This window comes from Microbispora bryophytorum (assembly GCF_006874465.1).
Lineage (GTDB): Bacteria > Actinomycetota > Actinomycetes > Streptosporangiales > Streptosporangiaceae > Microbispora > Microbispora bryophytorum.
In genome coordinates, this window is record NZ_VIRL01000013.1 from 24031 (window position 1) to 41354 (window position 17324).

Below are 17324 nucleotides of genomic sequence, written 5' to 3' on the forward strand. Positions count from 1 at the left end.
TACGTCGATCAGTCCGGCGAAACCCGCCTAACACACCTCACTCGGACGCCACAGCACTATCACCCCAAGTCCGCGCCAGTCCCCCAGGGACGGGTGTTGCGGATGCGCTCGGGCGGTATCCCGCACAGGGCCGCGCGTTCGCACCCGAACCGCTGCCAGTCGAGCTGGCCGGGCGCGTGAGCGTCGGAGTCGATGGCGAAATCGCAGCCCATCTCGTACGCCAGCCGCATCAGGCGCTTGGGCGGGTCGAGCCGATCGGGCCTTGAGTTGATCTCCACCGCGACCCCGAACCTCCGGCACGCCTCGAAGACGATCTCGGCGTCGAACCGGGACTCCGGCCGCCCTCGTCCGCGCACGACCCGGCCGGTGCAGTGCCCGAGGACGTCCACGTGCGGGTCGGCCACCGCCGCGACCATCCGCCGGGTCATGTCGGCGGCCTCCATCCGCAGCTGCGAGTGGACGCTCGCCACCACGACGTCGAGCCGTTCGAGCAGCTCCGGCTCCTGGTCGAGCGAGCCGTCGGCGGTGATGTCCACCTCGATGCCGGTCAGGATCCGGAACGGCGGGCCGCCGTCCCCCGCGTACCGCTCATTGAGCTCGGCGACCACGTCGAGCTGCCGCCGCAGCCGGTCGGCGGACAGCCCGTGCGCGACGGTCAGCCGGGGCGAGTGGTCGGTCAGCGCCAGGTACTCGTGACCGAGCGCGCGGGCGGCGTCGGCCATCTCCTCGATGGACGACCCGCCGTCCGACCAGTCGGAGTGGCTGTGGAAGTCGCCGCGCAGCGCCGACCGCAGCGCCTGCGCGGCCTCGTCGAGGTCGACGTCCTTGGTGTCCTCAAGCCGCCGCAGGTAGGTCGGCACCGCGCCGTCCAGCGCCTCGGTGACGGCCAGGGCCGTGACCTTGCCGATGCCCCGCATGTCGGTCAGGCCACCGGTGCGCGCGAGCCGTACGAGCTCCTCCCGGGGCAGGTCCTCGATCGCGGCGGCGGCGCCGCGGAACGCACGGACGCGGTAGGTCGGCTCGCCGGCCCGCTCCAGCAGGAAGGCGATGCGCTTCAGCGCCTCGACGGGATCCACGTCCCGGACGCTACCCGGCGCACGGCATCTCAGCCGGGCACCGCATAACAGACCGATCAGGAACCCCGTGCCTGCCTGTCCCGTTCGTTCAGCGAGACGATAATGTGTGCCGATCTCTACAGCAGGAGCTCGATTGGCAGAGCCCGGGGAGAGCCCCCCACCGAAGACGACGCCCCCGGACGGCTCCTCCATGCCCCCGCACCCCATGGCCATGGGCACGCCGCCGCCGGGAACGCCGCCGCCGTCGAGCGGTGTCAAGTCCTCCACAGTGATCAAACTCGGCACCCTGGGCGTGCTGTCCGTCCTCGTCGTCGGCTTCTGCGCGGCGCAGGACGACTACGAGGAGATCGGCGCCGACTGCGTGGACACCTCGACGCTCAACCCGGACGGGTCGTACGTGGTCGTCGACGACGACCACTGCGACGACGACGGCGGCACCAGCCACTACTACGGCTCGCACGGCGCCTACCGCTGGTACTACGGCGGCACCCGCAACGGCGGCCGGGTCTACCGCGGGACGACGGTCCGGCCGGCCGACACCCAGATCACGACCCGGTCGGGGCGGGTCGTGCAGCGGGGTGGCTTCGGCTTCCACTCCGGCGGCGGCGGCTGAGCGGGGCCGGCACGTGCGCAGGCTGACCTCGGCGCCCAGGGAGGACTGGGCCGCCCTCATCGAGTCGCAGGGGCTCGCGTTCCACCGCTCCGCACACCCCGAGGGCCTCACCCGGCCCTACTGGGACGAGAGCGTCCACTACGTCTTCACCATGGACGAGATCCTCGCCCTGGAGGAGCAGGTCGAGGAGCTGCACGGGATGTGCCTGGCCGCGGCCGACCACATCGTGGCCTCCGGCCGGTTCGCCGACCTCGGCATCCCGCCGCACTGCCGTGCGGCCGTCGCGGAGTCGTGGCGGCGGCGCGACCCGCACGTCTTCGGCCGGTTCGACCTGCGTTACGACGGCACGGGACCGGCCAAGCTGCTGGAGTACAACGCCGACACGCCGACCAGCCTGGTCGAGAGCTCCGTCGTGCAGTGGTTCTGGCTGAAGGACGTGTATCCCGGAGACGACCAGTGGAACTCGATCCACGAGCGCCTCGTCGGCCGCTGGAAGTCCCTGCCGCTCCAGACGGGCCCGGCCCACTTCGCGTGGACCAGCGCCGACGAGACGGGCGAGGAGGCGATGACCATCGGCTACCTCCAGGAGACCGCGGAGCAGGCCGGGCTGGTCACGGCGGCGATCGCCATGGAGGACATCGGCTGGGACGCGCTGAACCGCCGGTTCGTCGACATGGAGCACCGGGTCGTCCGCACGTTGTGCAAGCTGTATCCCTGGGAGTGGATCGTCGCGGAGCCGTTCGCGCCGCACGCGATCGCGCAGCAGATCTCGATGACGTGGATCGAGCCGCTGTGGAAGATGCTGCTGTCCAACAAGGCTCTGCTGGCGATCCTGTGGGAGCTGTTCCCGGGCCACCCGAACCTGCTGCCCGCCTACCTCGACGGTCCCCGTGAGCTGGCCGGCGGCCCCGGCTACGTACGCAAGCCGCTGCTCGGCCGCGAGGGCGCCTCGATGCGGATCGCCGCGCCGGGCGTCGAGGTGGAGACCGAGGGCGACTACGGCAGGGAGGGCTTCGTCTACCAGGAGTTTCTGCCCTTACCGGACTTCGACGGCTGGCGTCCGGTGCTCGGGGCGTGGGTGGTCGACGAGGAGCCGGCCGGGCTCGGCATCCGGGAGACCTCCGGCCTCGTCACCGACGACACGTCCAGTTTCGTCCCCCACCGCATCCACGGCTGAAAGCGAAGGCCCCCCGTGAACACCACAACCTCCATCGCCGACGTGCTCGCACACGGCGCCCTGGCGATCCTCGCGTACGCCATCCTGGGCGTGCTGCTGCTCGTCGCCGGGTTCTACGTCATCGACCTGGCGACGCCCGGGCGGCTCAGCAAGGTCATCCGTACCGACCGCAATCCCAACGCCACGGTGCTGGCCGCCTCCAGCGTCGCGGGCGTCGGGCTCGTCGTGGCGGCCTCCATCTGGTCGTCCGGCGGCGCGCTGCGCGAGGGACTGCTCGCGACGCTCGTGTTCGGCCTGGTGGGCATCGCCGTGCAGACGCTCGGCATGGTGGCCTTCGACAAGGTCGCCGGCATCTCCGTGCGCGAGCTGGTCCGGGAGACCACGCTGCAGCCCGCCGCCGTCCTCCTCGGCGTGACGCACTTCTTCATCGGCCTCATCACGGCCGTCGCCGTCATCTGACCCGTACGGACGCCGTCCCGCCCGTATGGAGGCCGTACCTCGCCGGTCGAAGACGTGCCGGTGAAAGATTCATCGGCACCCGGGAGGAGGCCCAGGTGGGAGCGTCACATGTCCCATCGAGGCATTTCCGGAGATACGCCTGTATAGACCGTTCCCGCCCAAAGGGCCTACTCTCCTCCTCGTGATCACGGGGACCGCGACGTCCGGGCGACCGGCGGAGGAGCCACCCCGGGAAGGCAGCGACCCCGACGACACCCTGGAGGCAGCCGCCGTGGACGGAACGGCCGTCGCCGAGCCCGGAGACACCGCAGGCGCCCAGGCGGTCGGCGAGGCAGCCGGCGAGGCGGAGTCCGGAGCCCCAGGCGGTGCCACAGCCGCCGTCGAACCGGAGGAACGGCCGGGCGGCGAGGCGGCCCCGCGCCCCGCCGCGCGGTTCCTCAGGTCCCACCGGCACCTGATCGCGGTGTCCGTGCTCTGCGCGTTGTCGTCGGCCCTGAACTGCAGCCTCTCGCTGCTCAGGTTCGCCCACTTCCAGGTGGCCACCTACGACCTGGTCATCTTCGACCAGGCGGTGCGCGGATACTCACACTTCTCGGCGCCCACCGTGCCGCTGCGCGGGGTCACCGGCGGCCTCGGCATGGACTACATCCAGCTCGCCGACCACTTCTCGCCGATCCTGGCCGTGCTGGCGCCCCTCTACTGGCTGCACGACGGGCCCGTGACGCTGCTCGTGGCGCAGGCCGTGCTGTTCGCCCTGGCCATCCCGTTCGTGTGGATGTTCACCCGCCGCGTGCTGGGCACCCCGCACGCCTACCTCGTCTCCATGGCGTACGCCATCTCCTGGCCGATCGCGCAGGCGACGGCGGTGGAGTTCCACGAGGTGGCCTTCGTGCCGCTGCTGAGCGCGATCGCCGTCGAACGGCTGCACGCCGGGAGGCGGCTGCCCGGCCTGCTCGCGGTGCTCGGCCTGCTGCTCACCAAGGAGGACCTGGGCCTCATGGTGGCGGGCATCGGGATCTGGCTGTTCTTCACGGGGCAGCGCAGGCTCGGCGCCGGGCTGGCGTTCACCGGGGTGGCCGTGTTCGAGGTGGTGCGCAAGTTCCTGATCCCCCTGGCGGGCGGCAACCCGGCGTACTACACGCGCTACTCCAAGCTCGGCGAGGACCTGCCGCAGATGCTGTGGAGCGCCGTCACGCGGCCGCACGAGTTCGTGGGCATGCTCTTCGACGACCACTCGAAGTGGGACACCTGGGGTCTGCTGCTGTGGCCGGCGCTGTTCGTGTGCCTGCTGTCCCCGCTGGTCCTGGCGGCGCTGCCGCTGATCCTGGAGCGGCTGCTGGCCGACTCGGACAACTGGTGGTCGACCGGCTGGCACTACGACGCGTTCGTGGTGTTGATCCTGCTGATGGCCGGGGTCGACGGCGCGGCCAGGCTCATCCGGTGGCTGGAGCGGCGCGGGGTGCCGCGCCCCGGGCACGGCCTGCGGCTGGCCTACGCCGCCGCGGTCTTCGCGGTCGCGGTCACCACGGTCCCCTACCGGCCGTTCGACAACCTGATGAGCCCGGACTTCTACCACTCCGACCCGCGTACGGAGGCCAGGGAGCAGGCCATGAGCCTGGTCCCCGACGGCGTGGTGGTGGAGGCGAGCGACGACTTCGGCGCGCGGCTTTCCGGCCGGACGACCGTGCTGTGGTGGGACTACCAGAAGCGCGGCACTCCCTGGATCGTGGCCTCGGTCAACAACGATCTGCGCGGCGTGGTGGACAGCTACCTGACCGAGGGCTACGAGCTGCGCCTCGACCGGGACGACATCGTCGTCCTTCACCGCATCGGCGCCTGAGGCCGCGGGCCGCCCTTCCGACCTGCGGTGACGGCGTCCACACCCCCGTACGGCACGATCACCGCGATGACCTGGCACGCTAGAGGGCGTGAGCGATCGGGGCGGGTGGAACGGCGGACAGGTGCGTACGGACGAGCACAGGGACGACTTCGTCCGGATGGCCGGAGACGATATGCCGATGAGCGACAAGATCAGGGAGGACACGGCCCGGCGGCTCGACCGCGCCATGGGCAGCCTCGGGACGGCCGCGATGGCCCGGATGGAGGAGCGGCTGGCCTGGTATCGCGCGCTGTCGGCGGAGGACAGGTCGTGGGTCGGCCTGGTCGCGCAGGCCGGCATCGCGGCGTTCGTCGAGTGGTTCGGCCACGCGGGCGAGGGGCGGCCGACGCCGAGCATCGAGTTCTTCGGCACCGCGCCGCGCGAGCTCAAGCGCAGCGTGTCGCTCCAGCAGACGGTCGACCTCGTCCGCATCGTCGTCGAAGTCGTCGAGGCCCAGGTCGAGGAGCTGGCCGCGCCCGGCGGCGCGGAGCCGCTGCGGCACGCGATGCTGCGCTACACGCGCGACGTCGCCTTCGCCGCCGCCCAGGTGTACGCCAGGGAGGCCGAGGCGCGCGGCTCGTGGGACGCGCGGCTTGAGGCGCTGATCGTGGACGCGCTGGTGCGCGGCCAGGTCGACGACGGGCTGCACTCGTGGGCCGCCGCGCTCGGCTGGACCTCCACGCCCGTCGTCGTCTTCGCCGGGTACGCCCCGGGCGAGGAGCCGCAGAGCGTCATCGACGGGCTGCGCGACAAGGGGCGGCGCCTCGGCCACGAGCTGCTCGCCGGGGTGCAGGGCGACCGGCTCATCGTCATCGTGGGCGGCGCGGACGGCGTCAAGGACGCGGCGCGCGGCGTGGTGGCGCGCTTCGGCGCGGGGCCCGTCGTGATCGGGCCGGAGGTGCCCGACCTGCACGCGGCGGCCAGGTCGGCCCGCGCCGCCATCGCCGGCCTGCGCGCCGCCGCCGGCTGGCCCGACGCCCCGCGCCCGGTCCTCGCCGAGGACCTGCTCGCCGAGCGCGCGCTGGACGGCGACGAGGACGCCAGGGCCCAGCTGGTGGAGAACGTCTACAAGCCGCTCGCGGGGACCCCGCTGCTCGACACGCTCGCGACGTACCTGGAGCAGGGGACCTCCCTTGAGGCGACGGCCCGGCTGCTGTTCGTCCATCCCAACACCGTGCGATACCGTCTACGTAAGATCACGGAACTGACCGGGTACCAGCCCACGGAGGGGCGGTCCGCATTCACCCTCCAAGTGGGTCTCATACTCGGGCGCCTGTCCGTAACCTGAGCCGGGTGCCTTAATCGGTTCGACACCGAAACTGTAGGGACCCCACAACGCGGCGGCCACAAAGTTCGTTCGGATCTCCATCGGTGTGGTGAACCTCTACAGGGCAGGGTTAAGTACGTGCTCGTCATCGTCGCTCCGGGCCAAGGCGCCCAAACCCCAGGATTTTTCAGTCCGTGGCTCGAGATACCCGAGTTCCGCGAACGGATCTCCGCATGGTCGGAGATCGTGGAGCTCGATCTCGTGGCATACGGGACGACCGTCGGCGCCGACGAGATCCGCGACACCGCCGTGGCCCAGCCCCTGCTTGTGGCGGCCGCCCTGGCGTCGTTCGAGACGCTCGGTGTCCGGCCCGACATGGTGGCGGGGCACAGCGTGGGCGAGTTCGCCGCCGCCGCGATGGCCGGGGTGCTGACCCCCGAGCAGGCCCTCGCCCTGGTGCGCGAGCGCGGCCGGGCGATGGCCAAGGCCGCCGCCGTCACCGAGACCGGCATGAGCGCGGTGCTCGGCGGCGCGGAGGAGGACGTCCTCGCCGTGATCTCCAAGCACGGGCTGACCCCCGCCAACATGAACGGCGCGGGCCAGATCGTCGCGGGCGGCACGCGCGCGCAACTGGAGGCCTTCGCGGCCGAGCCGCCGGACAAGGCGCGGGTGCGCCCCCTGGCGGTCGCCGGAGCCTTCCACACCGTCCACATGGCCCCCGCCGTCGACCATCTGCGCGCCGAGGCCTCGGCCCTCAGCCCCGCGGACCCGTCGGTCACGCTGCTGTCCAACTCCGACGGCGCGGCCGTCGACGCCGGAGGCGAGTTCCTCGACCGCCTGGTCGCTCAGGTGGCCAACCCGGTCCGGTGGGACGCCTGCATGGCGACGATGGCCGATCACGGCGTCACCGTCATGATCGAGCTGCTGCCCGGCGGCACGCTGACAGGCCTGGCCCGGCGGGCCCTGCCCGGCGTGAAGACCGTGGCGCTCAAGACCCCTGCCGACCTGGACACCGCCCGGGAGGTGCTGCAGTGAAGCTCGGCCAAGGCGCCCCCGCGGCGAGGATCCTCGCGTTCGGCGGCTACCAGCCCGCCCAGATCGTGACCAACCACGACCTGGCCGCCCGGCTCGACACCAACGACGAGTGGATCCAGAGCCGCGTCGGCATCAAGGAACGCCGCGTGGCGGGCCCGCAGGAGTCGGAGATCGACCTCGCGGTGCAGGCGGGCGGCAAGGCCCTGGCGGCCAGCGGCCTGTCCAGCGACGACATCGACCTGGTGATCGTGGCGACCTGCACGATCGAGACCCCGATTCCCAACGCCGCCGGCCGCGTCGCCCACCGGCTCGGCATCACCGCCCCCGGCGCCTTCGACCTCAACGCCGCGTGCGCCGGGTTCTGCTACGCGCTGGCCGCCGCCTCCGACGCGGTGCGGTCGGGCTCGGCGACCAACGTGCTGGTCGTCGGCACCGAGAAGCTCAGCCAGTGGGTCGACAGCGAAGACCGGTCGACGGTGGTGATCTTCGCCGACGGCGCGGGCGCCGCGGTCGTGGGCCCCTCCGACCGGCCGGGCATCGGCCCGGTGGCCTGGGGCAGCGCCGGCGACAAGGCCGAGGCGATCATGGTCAAGGACCGCCGGTCCTTCCTCCACCAGGAAGGCCAGACGGTGTTCCGCTGGGCCACCACCGCGCTTCACCCGGTGGCCAAGCTCGCCTGCGAGCGTGCGGGCGTGGACCCCGCCGACCTGGCCGCCTTCGTCCCCCACCAGGCGAACCTGCGCATCGTCGAGGCCATCGCGCGCAAGCTGGGCGCCGACAACGCCGTCGTCGCCAGGGACATCGTGCTCGCCGGCAACACCTCCGCCGCGTCGATCCCGCTCGCGCTCTCGCGCATGATCGAGCGCGGCGAGGTCCAGTCGGGCGGCCTGGCCCTGCTGCTGGGCTTCGGCGCCGGGCTCACCTACGCCTCCCAGGTGATCGAGATCCCCTGAGGAACTTGTACGGCCTGCCGTACAGAGCTGGGGCAACCCAGGAAACCGGAAGACAGTAAATCCAAGGAGTAGTCGCGACATGGCACTGACCGAGCAGGAGATCCTCGCGGGCCTCGGCAAGATCATCAACGAGATCACCGGCATTTCGGCCGACGAGGTCACCCCGGAGAAGAGCTTCGTGGACGACCTGGACATCGACTCGCTCTCCATGGTCGAGATCGCCGTCGCGGCCCAGGACGAGTTCGGCGTCGAGATCCCCGACGACCAGCTCAAGCACCTGAAGACCGTCAAGGACGTCGTCACCTTCATCCAGGCCTGACCTGCCGTACGACGGTCGCGCGGACGTGCCCGCCTCGCTCCGGCGAGGCGACAGGGCGCGTCCGGCCCCCTTTCACGCCCTGATAGCAAGAGGAGTGCAGACAAGTGAGTAAGGACCGGGTACGTGTCGTAGTCACCGGGCTCGGCGCGACGACGCCCCTCGGTGGAGACGTCGCATCGACCTGGTCGGCGCTCCTCGAGGGGCGGTCGGGCATCCGCCCGCTCACCGAGGACTGGGTCGACTCCGTGCCGGTGAAGTTCGCCGGCTTGGCGGCCGTCGATCCGGCCGAGGTCCTGCCGCGGCCCGAGGCCCGCAGGCTCGACCGCAGTGAGCAGTTCGCGCTGATCGCCGCTCGCCAGGCATGGCAGGACGCGGGCGCCCCCGAGGTTCCCGCCGAGCGGCTCGGCGTCTGCGTGTCCAGCGGCATCGGCGGCATCGGCACCACGCTGTCGGCCTACGACACCTTCAAGGAGAAGGGCTGGCAGCGGCTGTCGCCGTTCACCGTCCCAATGCTCATGCCGAACGGCCCGGCGGCATGGGTGGGCCTGGAGCTCGGCGCGATGGCCGGGGTCCACGCCACCGTCTCCGCCTGCGCGTCCGGCGCCGAAGCCATCGGCTACGCCATGGAGATGATCCGCAGCGGCCGGGCCGACGTCGTGGTCGCCGGTGGCACCGAGGCGGCGATCCACCCGCTGAACATCGCGGCCTTCGCCGCGGCGCGGGCCATGTCCACGAGGAACGACGAGCCCGAGCGGGCCTCCCGCCCCTGGGACCGGGGCCGTGACGGCTTCGTCCTCGGCGAGGGCGCCGGCCTGCTCGTGCTGGAGTCGTACGAGCACGCGGTGGCCCGCGGCGCCCGGATCTACGCCCAGGTGGCGGGCCTGGGCATGTCCGCGGACTCCCACCACATCACCCAGCCGGAGCCCGAGGGCCGCGGCGTCATGATGGCGATGACCCAGGCCATGACCGACGCGGACCTGACCGGCCGGGACATCCTCCATGTCAACGCGCACGCGACCTCCACGCCCGCGGGCGACGTCATCGAGGCCCGGGCCATCCAGAAGTCGATCGGATCGCACCCCCTCGTCACGTCGACCAAGTCGATGACCGGGCACCTGCTCGGCGGCGCCGGCGGCATCGAGTCGGTGTTCACGATCAAGGCGCTGGCCGATCGCGTCGTTCCGCCCACCATCAACCTGGACGACCTCGACGAGGGCGTCGAGCTGGACATCGTGCGTGCCAAGCCGCGCGACCTCCCCGGGGGGCAGATCGCGGCGGTGAACAACTCCTTCGGGTTCGGCGGACACAACGTCGCCGTGGCCTTCACGACGGTCTGACTAGGGAGTCTCGAATGACAGTGCTGGACAGCAGGACGGTGGCCGACGCCGCCGGAGCAGCCGCCGTCGACCATCGTGACCCCCTGGTGCGCCTCGGCCACCTGCTGGACGAGGGCTCGATCCGGCCGATCACCCCCGAGGACAAGAGCGGCGTGCGTGCGGTGGCCGGGCGCGTCGAAGGTGTGCCGGTCGTGGCGTTCTGCAGCGATGCCCGGGTCCAGGGCGGCGCGATGGGCGCGGAGGGCTGTGAGCACATCGTCCACGCCTACGACGTGGCCGTGCGCGAGCGGGTGCCGATCATCGGCCTCTGGCACTCCGGCGGCGCCCGGCTCGCCGAGGGCGCGGAGTCCCTGCACGCGGTCGGCCGGGTGTTCGCCGCCATGACCAAGGCGTCGGGCGTGGTCCCCCAGATCTCCGTCGTGGTCGGCCCGGTGGCCGGCGGCGGCGCCTACGGCCCCGCCCTGACCGACATCGTGATCCTCGCCGACAACGGCCGCATCTTCGTCACCGGACCGGACGTCGTGCGCAGCGTGACCGGCGAGGAGACCGACATGGCCTCGCTCGGCGGGCCGGAGCCGCACAGCAAGCGCAGCGGCGTCGTCCACGTCGTCACCAAGGACGAGCCCGAGGCGATGCTGCGGGCCCGTCAGCTCGCCTGCCTGCTCGGCCACCAGGGCCGCGTGCGCGGCGATGTCGACGAGGTCGACTTCGGCACCCTGCTCCCCGACAACCCCCGCCGCGCCTACGACGTGCACCCGCTGGTCAAGGGGCTGCTCGACGAGCCCGGCGTGGAGCTGCACCCCAAGTGGGCGCCGAACATCGTCACCACCCTGGGCCGGCTCGGCGGCCGCACGGTCGGCGTCATCGCCAACAACCCCATGCGGCTCGGCGGCTGCCTCGACTCCACCTCCGCAGAGAAGGCCGCCCGGTTCGTCCGGATGTGTGATGCCTTCGGGGTGCCGCTGGTGGTGCTCGTGGACGTGCCGGGCTACCTCCCCGGAGTCGGCCAGGAGCACGACGGGATCGTACGGCGCGGCGCGAAGCTGCTGCACGCGTTCGCCGAGGCGTCCGTGCCCCGCATCACACTGATCACCCGCAAGGCGTACGGCGGCGCCTACATCGCGATGAACTCCCGCTCGCTCGGCGCGACCCGCGTGTTCGCCTGGCCGGGCATCCAGGTGGCGGTCATGGGCGCGGTCGCCGCGGTGCGCATCCTCAAGCGGCGTGAGCTCGCCGCCGCCCCGGAGGAGGAGCGCTCCGCGCTCGAGGCCCGGCTGGCCGAGGAGCACGAGAAGACGGCGGGCGGCCTGCAGCGCGCCCTCGACCTCGGCGTGATCGACGAGGTGATCGAGCCGGCCAAGACGCGTGGCGCGATCGCCCGGGTGCTCTCCCAGGCCACCCCGGCCCGGGGCGCCCACGGCAACATCCCGCTCTGACGACGCGTGAAAGGCGCCGGTCCCCACTCAGGGGGCTGGCGCCTTCGCGTATGGAGGCGGGCGTCAGACGGCCGCGTGCAGCCAGCGCACCGGCGCGCCCTCGCCCGCGTACCGGAACGACTCCAGCTCCTCGTCCCACTGCTTGCCGAGCAGCCGGTCGAGCTCGTCCTCAAGGACGACCCGGCCCTGGGCGGCCATCAGCATCACGTTGCGTAGCCGGTCCTCGGGGATCAGGATGTCCCCGTTCGCGCCGACGACCGCCGTGAAGGCGCCCAGCGTCGGCGTGTAGGCGTGCCGGGAGCCGTCGACACCCGGCGAGGCGTCTTCGGTTATCTCGAACCGGATGCGCTGCCAGCCCATGAGTGAGGACGTGATCGCCGCGGCCGTGCCGGGACGCCCCTCCCACTCGGCCTGGGCCCGCAAGGTCCCGGGCGCGGCGGGCTGGGCGGTCCACGTCAGGTCGACGGGAACGCCAATAACGCCTGCGACGGCCCACTCGATGTGCGGGCACAGCGCAGGCTGAGCCGAGTGGACGTACAGGACGCCACGAGCAGCAGCCACCGGACCTCCCAATTCGCATGAGGTGCGCCTTCCCCAACGGCCTCATACTTGGAATGATCACGGTTAGATGACTGTAGGAGAGACTACCGTCCGTCGCAGCCTGGCACCAGAGGGGGGTCATACCGATTGCGCTTGGCGACCAACTGAATCGGGAAGGACGCGTTCCGTAACCATCACGGAAAGGCCCCCCGATGCACAGCCGGCTCGTCGAACCCCTTCCGGGACGGCCCGTTCTCATCCGGCCGGACGAACTCCTGACCTCCTCCCCCGCCGCCGTCGCCCGGTGGACCCTGGCCTCCGAGCCCCTTCCGGGCGCCGGCCGCGTCCATCGCGTACGGCTGCCGCCGGGCACCGACGTGATCGACCTGACGGCCACGCTCCGCGACCGGGGGCACGCCGCCTCCCCCAACCACGTCCTTTCCGGCCAGCCGCTGTTCTTCGGCGGGCCCGGCGGGCCGCCCCTGCCCGCGGCGGCGCCGCCGTACGAGCCGGGTGAGCCGGGCGAGGTCACCGTGGCGGTCCTCGACACCGGCGTGGCGCCGCACCCCTGGCTGGCGCGGTGGTACAGCGACGACATCGCCGAGACTCCCGACGCGGACGGCGACGGCGCGCGCGACCGGCAGGCGGGGCACGGCACGTTCGTGGCCGGGCTGATCCTGCGGCACGCGCCCGGCGTACGGCTGCGCGTCCTGCGCCTTCTCGACAGCGACGGCGTCAGCGACGAGGCGGCGCTGCTGCGCGCGCTCCCCGCGCTGCGCGGCGGCCGGACCGACGTGCTGAACCTCTCCTTCGGCGGGCACACCTTCGACGACGCGCCGCCCCTCGGGCTGGCCGAGGCGCTCGCGGGCTTCCCCGCCGTCGTCGCGTGCGCGGGCAACACCGCGTCGTCGCGTCCCTTCTGGCCCGCGGCCCTGCCCGGCGTGGTCGCGGTCGGCGCGCTCGACGGCGACGCCAGGGCCGGCTTCTCCGCGTACGGGCCCTGGGTGGACGTCTGGGCCCCGGGCGTCGGCCTGGTCAGCAGCTTCCTCGATTACGGCGACTTCCACGGCTACGCCACCTGGAGCGGTACCTCGTTCGCCGCCGCCGTCGTCACCGGCGCGCTCGCCCGCCTGTGCCGGGAGGCTTCGCCGGGCCCGGCCGTACGGCGCCTGCTCGACGGCGGCCGGCAGGTGGCGGATATCGGGGTGGTCGTGACGAGCGGAGATCGATAGGGTTCCAGTCACCAAAGGCTTCCCTCCGATCGCGCAGAGTGACAGATGCCGACAGACAACTCCCTCGCCATCATCGACCAGGCCGCCTGGGAGGACCTGGTCGCCCGATTCGACGGCAGGATGTGGGCGGTCGCCCGGGCGTTCGGGCTGAGCGCCGCCGACGCGGCCGACGCCGTGCAGGGCGCATGGCTCCGGCTCGTGGAGAACGCGGGCGCGATCCGCGACCCCGAACGGATCGGCGCGTGGCTCGTCACCACGACCCGCCACGAGGCGGCCCGGCTCAGCCGCAGGGCACGCGGTGAGGTGGTCTCCGACCTGGACGTGCCGGACACGGCGCTGCCCGACCCCACGGCGGCGGTTGTGGACGCCGAATTCGGCAGGCAGGTGTGGCGCAGGCTCGACCTGCTCGGTGAGCCGTGCCGGTCGCTCATCCGCCTCTACGTGCTCCACCCCGAGGCGCGGTACGCCCAGATAGCCGTCCGTCTCAATCTGCCGGTGGGCAGCATCGGTCCCACCCGGGCCCGCTGCATGGCCCGCCTGCGCACCCTGGTGGAGGAGGAGACCTCGTGAGGGAGGAATACCTGCTGGCGGCCCTGCGGATGGGAGCGGGCGCCGATCCGGTGCCGGAAGGCGTGTCGGCCTCCGCCCGGGCGGTCTTCGGCCTGCGGGTGCCCGGAGGAGTGCCCGCCGGGCCGGTCGACGTCTCCGTGCCGCCGGGAGCCCGCTCCTCCTCCGAGGCCGGGGCGGCGCCGGCCGGCCTCCGGCGCTTCAGCGCGGACGGCCTGGTCATCGATGTCGAGACGACCGTCGCCGACGGGCACCTGGAGGTGGCGGGTCAGGTGTCCCCCGCCCCCGGGCAGGACGCCAGGATCGAGGTGCGGACCCCGCACATCGCCAAGGTCCGCGTGCCCTCCGGCAGCGGCCACTTCGCGGTGGCCGGTCTGCCGCCCGGATGGGTCAGCGTCGTCTGCCACCGGCCCGGCCACCCTCCCGTCTTCACCCGCTGGATCCACGCGCGCCCATGACTTCTTCCGGGGACCCGCTGGACGTGGGCCTGCTCGACAGGGCCGAGGCCGCCGTGCGGCTGTCCGCGACCGACCCTCGGCTGGCCCTCGCGGAGGCGAGAGCCGTACTGGACCTGGCCGCGGGCGCGTACGGCGAGGCGGCGTCGGTGGCGCTGCGCGCGACGGCGCTGGCGGCTCGCGAGCTGGGCGACCTCGAACTCGCCGGAGAGCGGCTGGAGGAGGCGATAGCGGCGGCGGGCCATGGGCTCCCGCGCCGGGTGGCGCAGGCCAGGATGTCGCTCGTCACGGTCAGGGCCCAGCTCGGCGACCCCGAGGGCGGGCTGCGCCTCGCCGACCTCGCCGAGCGGGATCTCACGGGAGCGGACCTCGCGAGGCTCGGCGTGCAGCGGTCGGTCGCCCTGATCCTGCTGGGGCGGCACGAGGAGGCCGTACGGCACTGCGACCGGGCGATCGGCCTGCTGGACGACGATCCCCTCTTCCGGGCGGGCGGGCTGCTGAACCGCGGCCTTGCCCACACCTACCTTGAGCAATACGGCGAGGGCGAGGCCGACCTGGCCGAGTGCGCCCGGGTCGCGAGGGCGGCCGGCCTGGACCACGTCGCGATGCTGGCGGAGGGCAACCTGCCGTTCGTGGCCGCCCGGCGCGGCGACATCGCCGCCGCCTTCGCGCGATACCGCGCGGCCGAGGCCGCGCTGTTCGGCTACCCCGAACGGCTCGCCGTGATGCGTACGGACTTCGCCGAGGTGCTGGTGGCCGCACGGCTGCCCGGTGAGGCGCGCACGCTGCTCGAACAGGCCGTCCCCGAACTGGTCGCGGCCGGGGCTCAGGCGGCGCTCCCCGGCGCGCGGCTGCTGCTGGCCCAGGCCGCGCTCCTCGCCGGGGACGCCCCGCTGGCCGAGACGACGGCGCGTACGGCGCTCGCGGAGCTGGACGCGCAGGGCAGGGCGGCCTGGCTGCCGCTGGCCAGGGAGGTCGTCCTACGCGCCCGGCTCGCGGAGACCCCCACCCCGCCGGCCGCGCACGCACGGGACGCGACGGCGCGGACCCAGGCCGGCGGCACACGGGACGCGACGGCGCAGACCCAGGCCGGCGGCACACGGGATGCAACGCCGCAGACCCAAGGCGGCGGCACACGGGATGCGACGCCGCAGACCCAAGGCGGCGACAGGCCGAGCGCGACGGGGGCCGAGCGCCTGGTCACCGACCTGGTCGCCTGCGCCGACGACCTCGCGGCGTGCGGCTGGCCCGGGGCCTCGGCGGCGCTGCGGCTCACCGCCGCGGCGGCGGCCGTGCGGCTGGGCGCGATCACGCCCGCCCTCCCGCAACTCGATCGCGTCGCCGCCACCGCCACCCGCCCGCTCGTGCGGTGGCACGCGGTGGCGATGCGGCACCGGTTGGACGGGGACCTCGATCGGGCCCTGGCGGCCGCGGCACGGGGCATCGACGCCGTGCACGCGCCGGGCGGCGGCGCCCAGAGTGACGACGCCCAGAGTGACGGCGCCGGTCCGCGCGACCGGGACCCGGATCGGGACCCGGCTCGGAACGCGGCTGGGGACGCGGATCGGGACCCGGATCGGGACCCGACTCGGGACGCGGAACTGCGGGTGCACGCGGCGCGGCCGGCCGAGGATCTCGCCGCGTTCGGCCTGGAGATCGCCCTCGACCGGGCCCGGCGGACGGGCGACGCGCGGACGGTGCTCGTGTGGGCCGAGCGATGGCGGGCGGTCGTGCGCGGCGCCGCGGCTCCCACGTCAGCGCTTCACGGTGTGCCGCCCGCCGGATCCGGGCTCCTCGTGGAGCTCGTACGGCGCGGCGACGACCTGTTCGCCGTCACCGCCGGTTCGAAGGGATGCGTGCTGCGGGCCCTCGGCTCCTACCAGGCGGCGGTGGAGGCGACCGTGCGGATCCGGTACGGCCTGCGCCGCCGCGCTCTGCAAGACGCCCTGCGCGATGCCCCGCGCGACGCCCGGCACGACGCCCTGCGCGACGCCCGGCACGACGCGGGCGATCTTCCCGGGGCTGCGGACGCGGGCGATCTTCCCGGGGCGGCGGACGAGGGGATCGCCCGTGAGCTGTCCGCGCTCGACCACGCCCTCCTGTCCGGTCCCGGCACCCTCACGTCAGCGGGGGGCCGGCCCGGCGGGCCGGTGACGATCGTGCCCACCGGAGCGTTGTGCACGCTCCCCTGGCCGCTGCTTCCCTCGCTGCGCGGCCGGCCCGTGTCGGTGGCGGCCGACGCCGCCGCGTGGCTCGCCCCGCGCCCGCGCCCGGCCGGTGTCCCTCTGGTGCTGTCACTCGCGGGACCGGGGCTCGACCACGCCGCGGCCGAGGCCGACATGGTGGCCGCCGCGCACGCGCGGTCGCGGCGCGTCGCGGCCACCAGGGCGGAGGCGCTCGGCGCGCTGGAGCGGGCCGACGTGCTCCACATCGCGGCCCACGGGATGTTCAGCCCGCGTGGGCCCATGCTGTCGCAGATCATGCTCGACGACGGGCCGCTCATGGCCTATGACCTGCTGGCCGCGCGGCGGGTCCCCCGTCTCGTGGTGCTGTCGGCCTGCGACGCCGGGATGGCCCACGCCCCGGTGGACGGCGCGGCGCTGGGCCTCGCCGGGGCCTTCCTCGACGGCGCCGCCCGCAACGGGGACGCCGCGTGCGTGGTGGCCGGCGTGGTGCCGGTGCGCGACGACGAGGCGCTGACGCTCATGACGGTTTTCCACACGCTGCTCGCCGAGGGGCGCTCCCCCGCCGAGGCGCTGGCCCAGGCGTCGGAGAAGACGGCCGTGCCGGGCTTCGTCTGCTTCGGCGCCGGCGACGAGCCCCTCGTCGCCGTTTGACGCGCCGCGCCCTCACCGACGGCGCTGCCTGCCGCCCTCCGCATCCCGCCGCCCCCCGTATCCCGCTGCCGCGCTCCGCATCCCGCTGCCGCCTTCCGCATCCCGGTCGGGGGGCGCCCACGGTCGCGCCACTCCCTATCCC

16 protein-coding genes are annotated in these 17324 nt (G+C 73.2%); 14 read left to right on the plus strand and 2 right to left on the minus strand.

From position 1 onward, the window contains the following. Positions 1 to 59: 59 nt before the first annotated feature. The gene (locus tag FLX07_RS22185) at positions 60 to 1076 is read right to left on the minus strand and encodes a PHP domain-containing protein (protein ID WP_208762324.1); all 1017 of its coding nucleotides are present in this window, start codon (positions 1074 to 1076) and stop codon (positions 60 to 62) included. 133 nt (positions 1077 to 1209) lie between these two features. On the opposite strand from FLX07_RS22185, the gene FLX07_RS22190 reads away from it, so the two are divergent. From FLX07_RS22190 to FLX07_RS22235, 10 genes are all read left to right on the plus strand, one after another. Next, the gene (locus FLX07_RS22190; RefSeq protein ID WP_223853602.1) at positions 1210 to 1689 is read left to right on the plus strand and encodes a hypothetical protein; all 480 of its coding nucleotides are present in this window, start codon (positions 1210 to 1212) and stop codon (positions 1687 to 1689) included. 13 nt (positions 1690 to 1702) lie between these two features. Beyond that, positions 1703 to 2866, plus strand: a complete 1164-nt coding sequence (locus tag FLX07_RS22195) for a glutathionylspermidine synthase family protein (protein WP_142572975.1) — start codon at positions 1703 to 1705, stop codon at positions 2864 to 2866. Between the two features lie 15 nt (positions 2867 to 2881). Beyond that, positions 2882 to 3325: a DUF350 domain-containing protein gene (locus FLX07_RS22200; protein WP_142572977.1), complete on the plus strand. Its 444-nt coding sequence runs from the start codon at positions 2882 to 2884 to the stop codon at positions 3323 to 3325. A gap of 181 nt (positions 3326 to 3506) precedes the next feature. Continuing rightward, complete coding sequence (locus FLX07_RS22205) at positions 3507 to 5165, plus strand: DUF2079 domain-containing protein (protein WP_167748355.1); 1659 nt, start codon at positions 3507 to 3509, stop codon at positions 5163 to 5165. Positions 5166 to 5322: 157 nt separating this feature from the next. Further along, the gene (locus FLX07_RS22210; RefSeq protein ID WP_142573270.1) at positions 5323 to 6492 is read left to right on the plus strand and encodes a PucR family transcriptional regulator; all 1170 of its coding nucleotides are present in this window, start codon (positions 5323 to 5325) and stop codon (positions 6490 to 6492) included. A 117-nt stretch (positions 6493 to 6609) separates the two neighbouring features. Continuing rightward, a complete protein-coding gene (locus FLX07_RS22215) occupies positions 6610 to 7506 on the plus strand; it encodes an ACP S-malonyltransferase (RefSeq protein ID WP_142572981.1) in 897 nt (298 codons plus the stop codon). Continuing rightward, positions 7503 to 8459 (plus strand): beta-ketoacyl-ACP synthase III, encoded by a 957-nt coding sequence (locus FLX07_RS22220; protein ID WP_142572983.1) that lies wholly within the window; start codon positions 7503 to 7505, stop codon positions 8457 to 8459. Before FLX07_RS22215 ends, FLX07_RS22220 begins: the two co-directional genes overlap by 4 nt. Positions 8460 to 8538: 79 nt before the next feature. Beyond that, positions 8539 to 8778 (plus strand): acyl carrier protein, encoded by a 240-nt coding sequence (locus tag FLX07_RS22225; protein WP_142572985.1) that lies wholly within the window; start codon positions 8539 to 8541, stop codon positions 8776 to 8778. A 104-nt stretch (positions 8779 to 8882) separates the two neighbouring features. Then, positions 8883 to 10115, plus strand: coding sequence for a beta-ketoacyl-ACP synthase II (gene fabF, locus FLX07_RS22230; RefSeq protein ID WP_142572986.1), 1233 nt, complete (start codon positions 8883 to 8885; stop codon positions 10113 to 10115). Between the two features lie 14 nt (positions 10116 to 10129). Further along, positions 10130 to 11551 carry an acyl-CoA carboxylase subunit beta gene (locus tag FLX07_RS22235; RefSeq protein WP_142572988.1) on the plus strand — a complete coding sequence of 474 codons (1422 nt, stop codon included), beginning with the start codon at positions 10130 to 10132 and terminating at the stop codon, positions 11549 to 11551. A 63-nt stretch (positions 11552 to 11614) separates the two neighbouring features. On the opposite strand, the gene FLX07_RS22240 is transcribed toward FLX07_RS22235, so the two are convergent. After that, the gene (locus tag FLX07_RS22240) at positions 11615 to 12112 is read right to left on the minus strand and encodes a DUF3145 domain-containing protein (RefSeq protein WP_189105043.1); all 498 of its coding nucleotides are present in this window, start codon (positions 12110 to 12112) and stop codon (positions 11615 to 11617) included. Between the two features lie 191 nt (positions 12113 to 12303). On the opposite strand from FLX07_RS22240, the gene FLX07_RS22245 reads away from it, so the two are divergent. Genes FLX07_RS22245 through FLX07_RS22260 form a run of 4 tightly spaced genes read left to right on the plus strand, consistent with a single transcriptional unit; the run spans position 12304 to position 17182 of the window. Next, a complete protein-coding gene (locus FLX07_RS22245; protein ID WP_142572990.1) occupies positions 12304 to 13323 on the plus strand; it encodes a S8 family peptidase in 1020 nt (339 codons plus the stop codon). 45 nt (positions 13324 to 13368) lie between these two features. Next, positions 13369 to 13893 (plus strand): RNA polymerase sigma factor, encoded by a 525-nt coding sequence (locus FLX07_RS22250; RefSeq protein WP_142572992.1) that lies wholly within the window; start codon positions 13369 to 13371, stop codon positions 13891 to 13893. Next, entirely contained in the window at positions 13890 to 14348 is a 459-nt protein-coding gene (locus tag FLX07_RS22255; RefSeq protein WP_142572994.1) for a hypothetical protein, read from the plus strand. The genes FLX07_RS22250 and FLX07_RS22255 overlap by 4 nt, the downstream gene beginning before the upstream one ends. Beyond that, positions 14345 to 17182, plus strand: coding sequence for a CHAT domain-containing protein (locus FLX07_RS22260; protein ID WP_142572996.1), 2838 nt, complete (start codon positions 14345 to 14347; stop codon positions 17180 to 17182). The genes FLX07_RS22255 and FLX07_RS22260 overlap by 4 nt, the downstream gene beginning before the upstream one ends. Positions 17183 to 17324 lie beyond the last annotated feature (142 nt).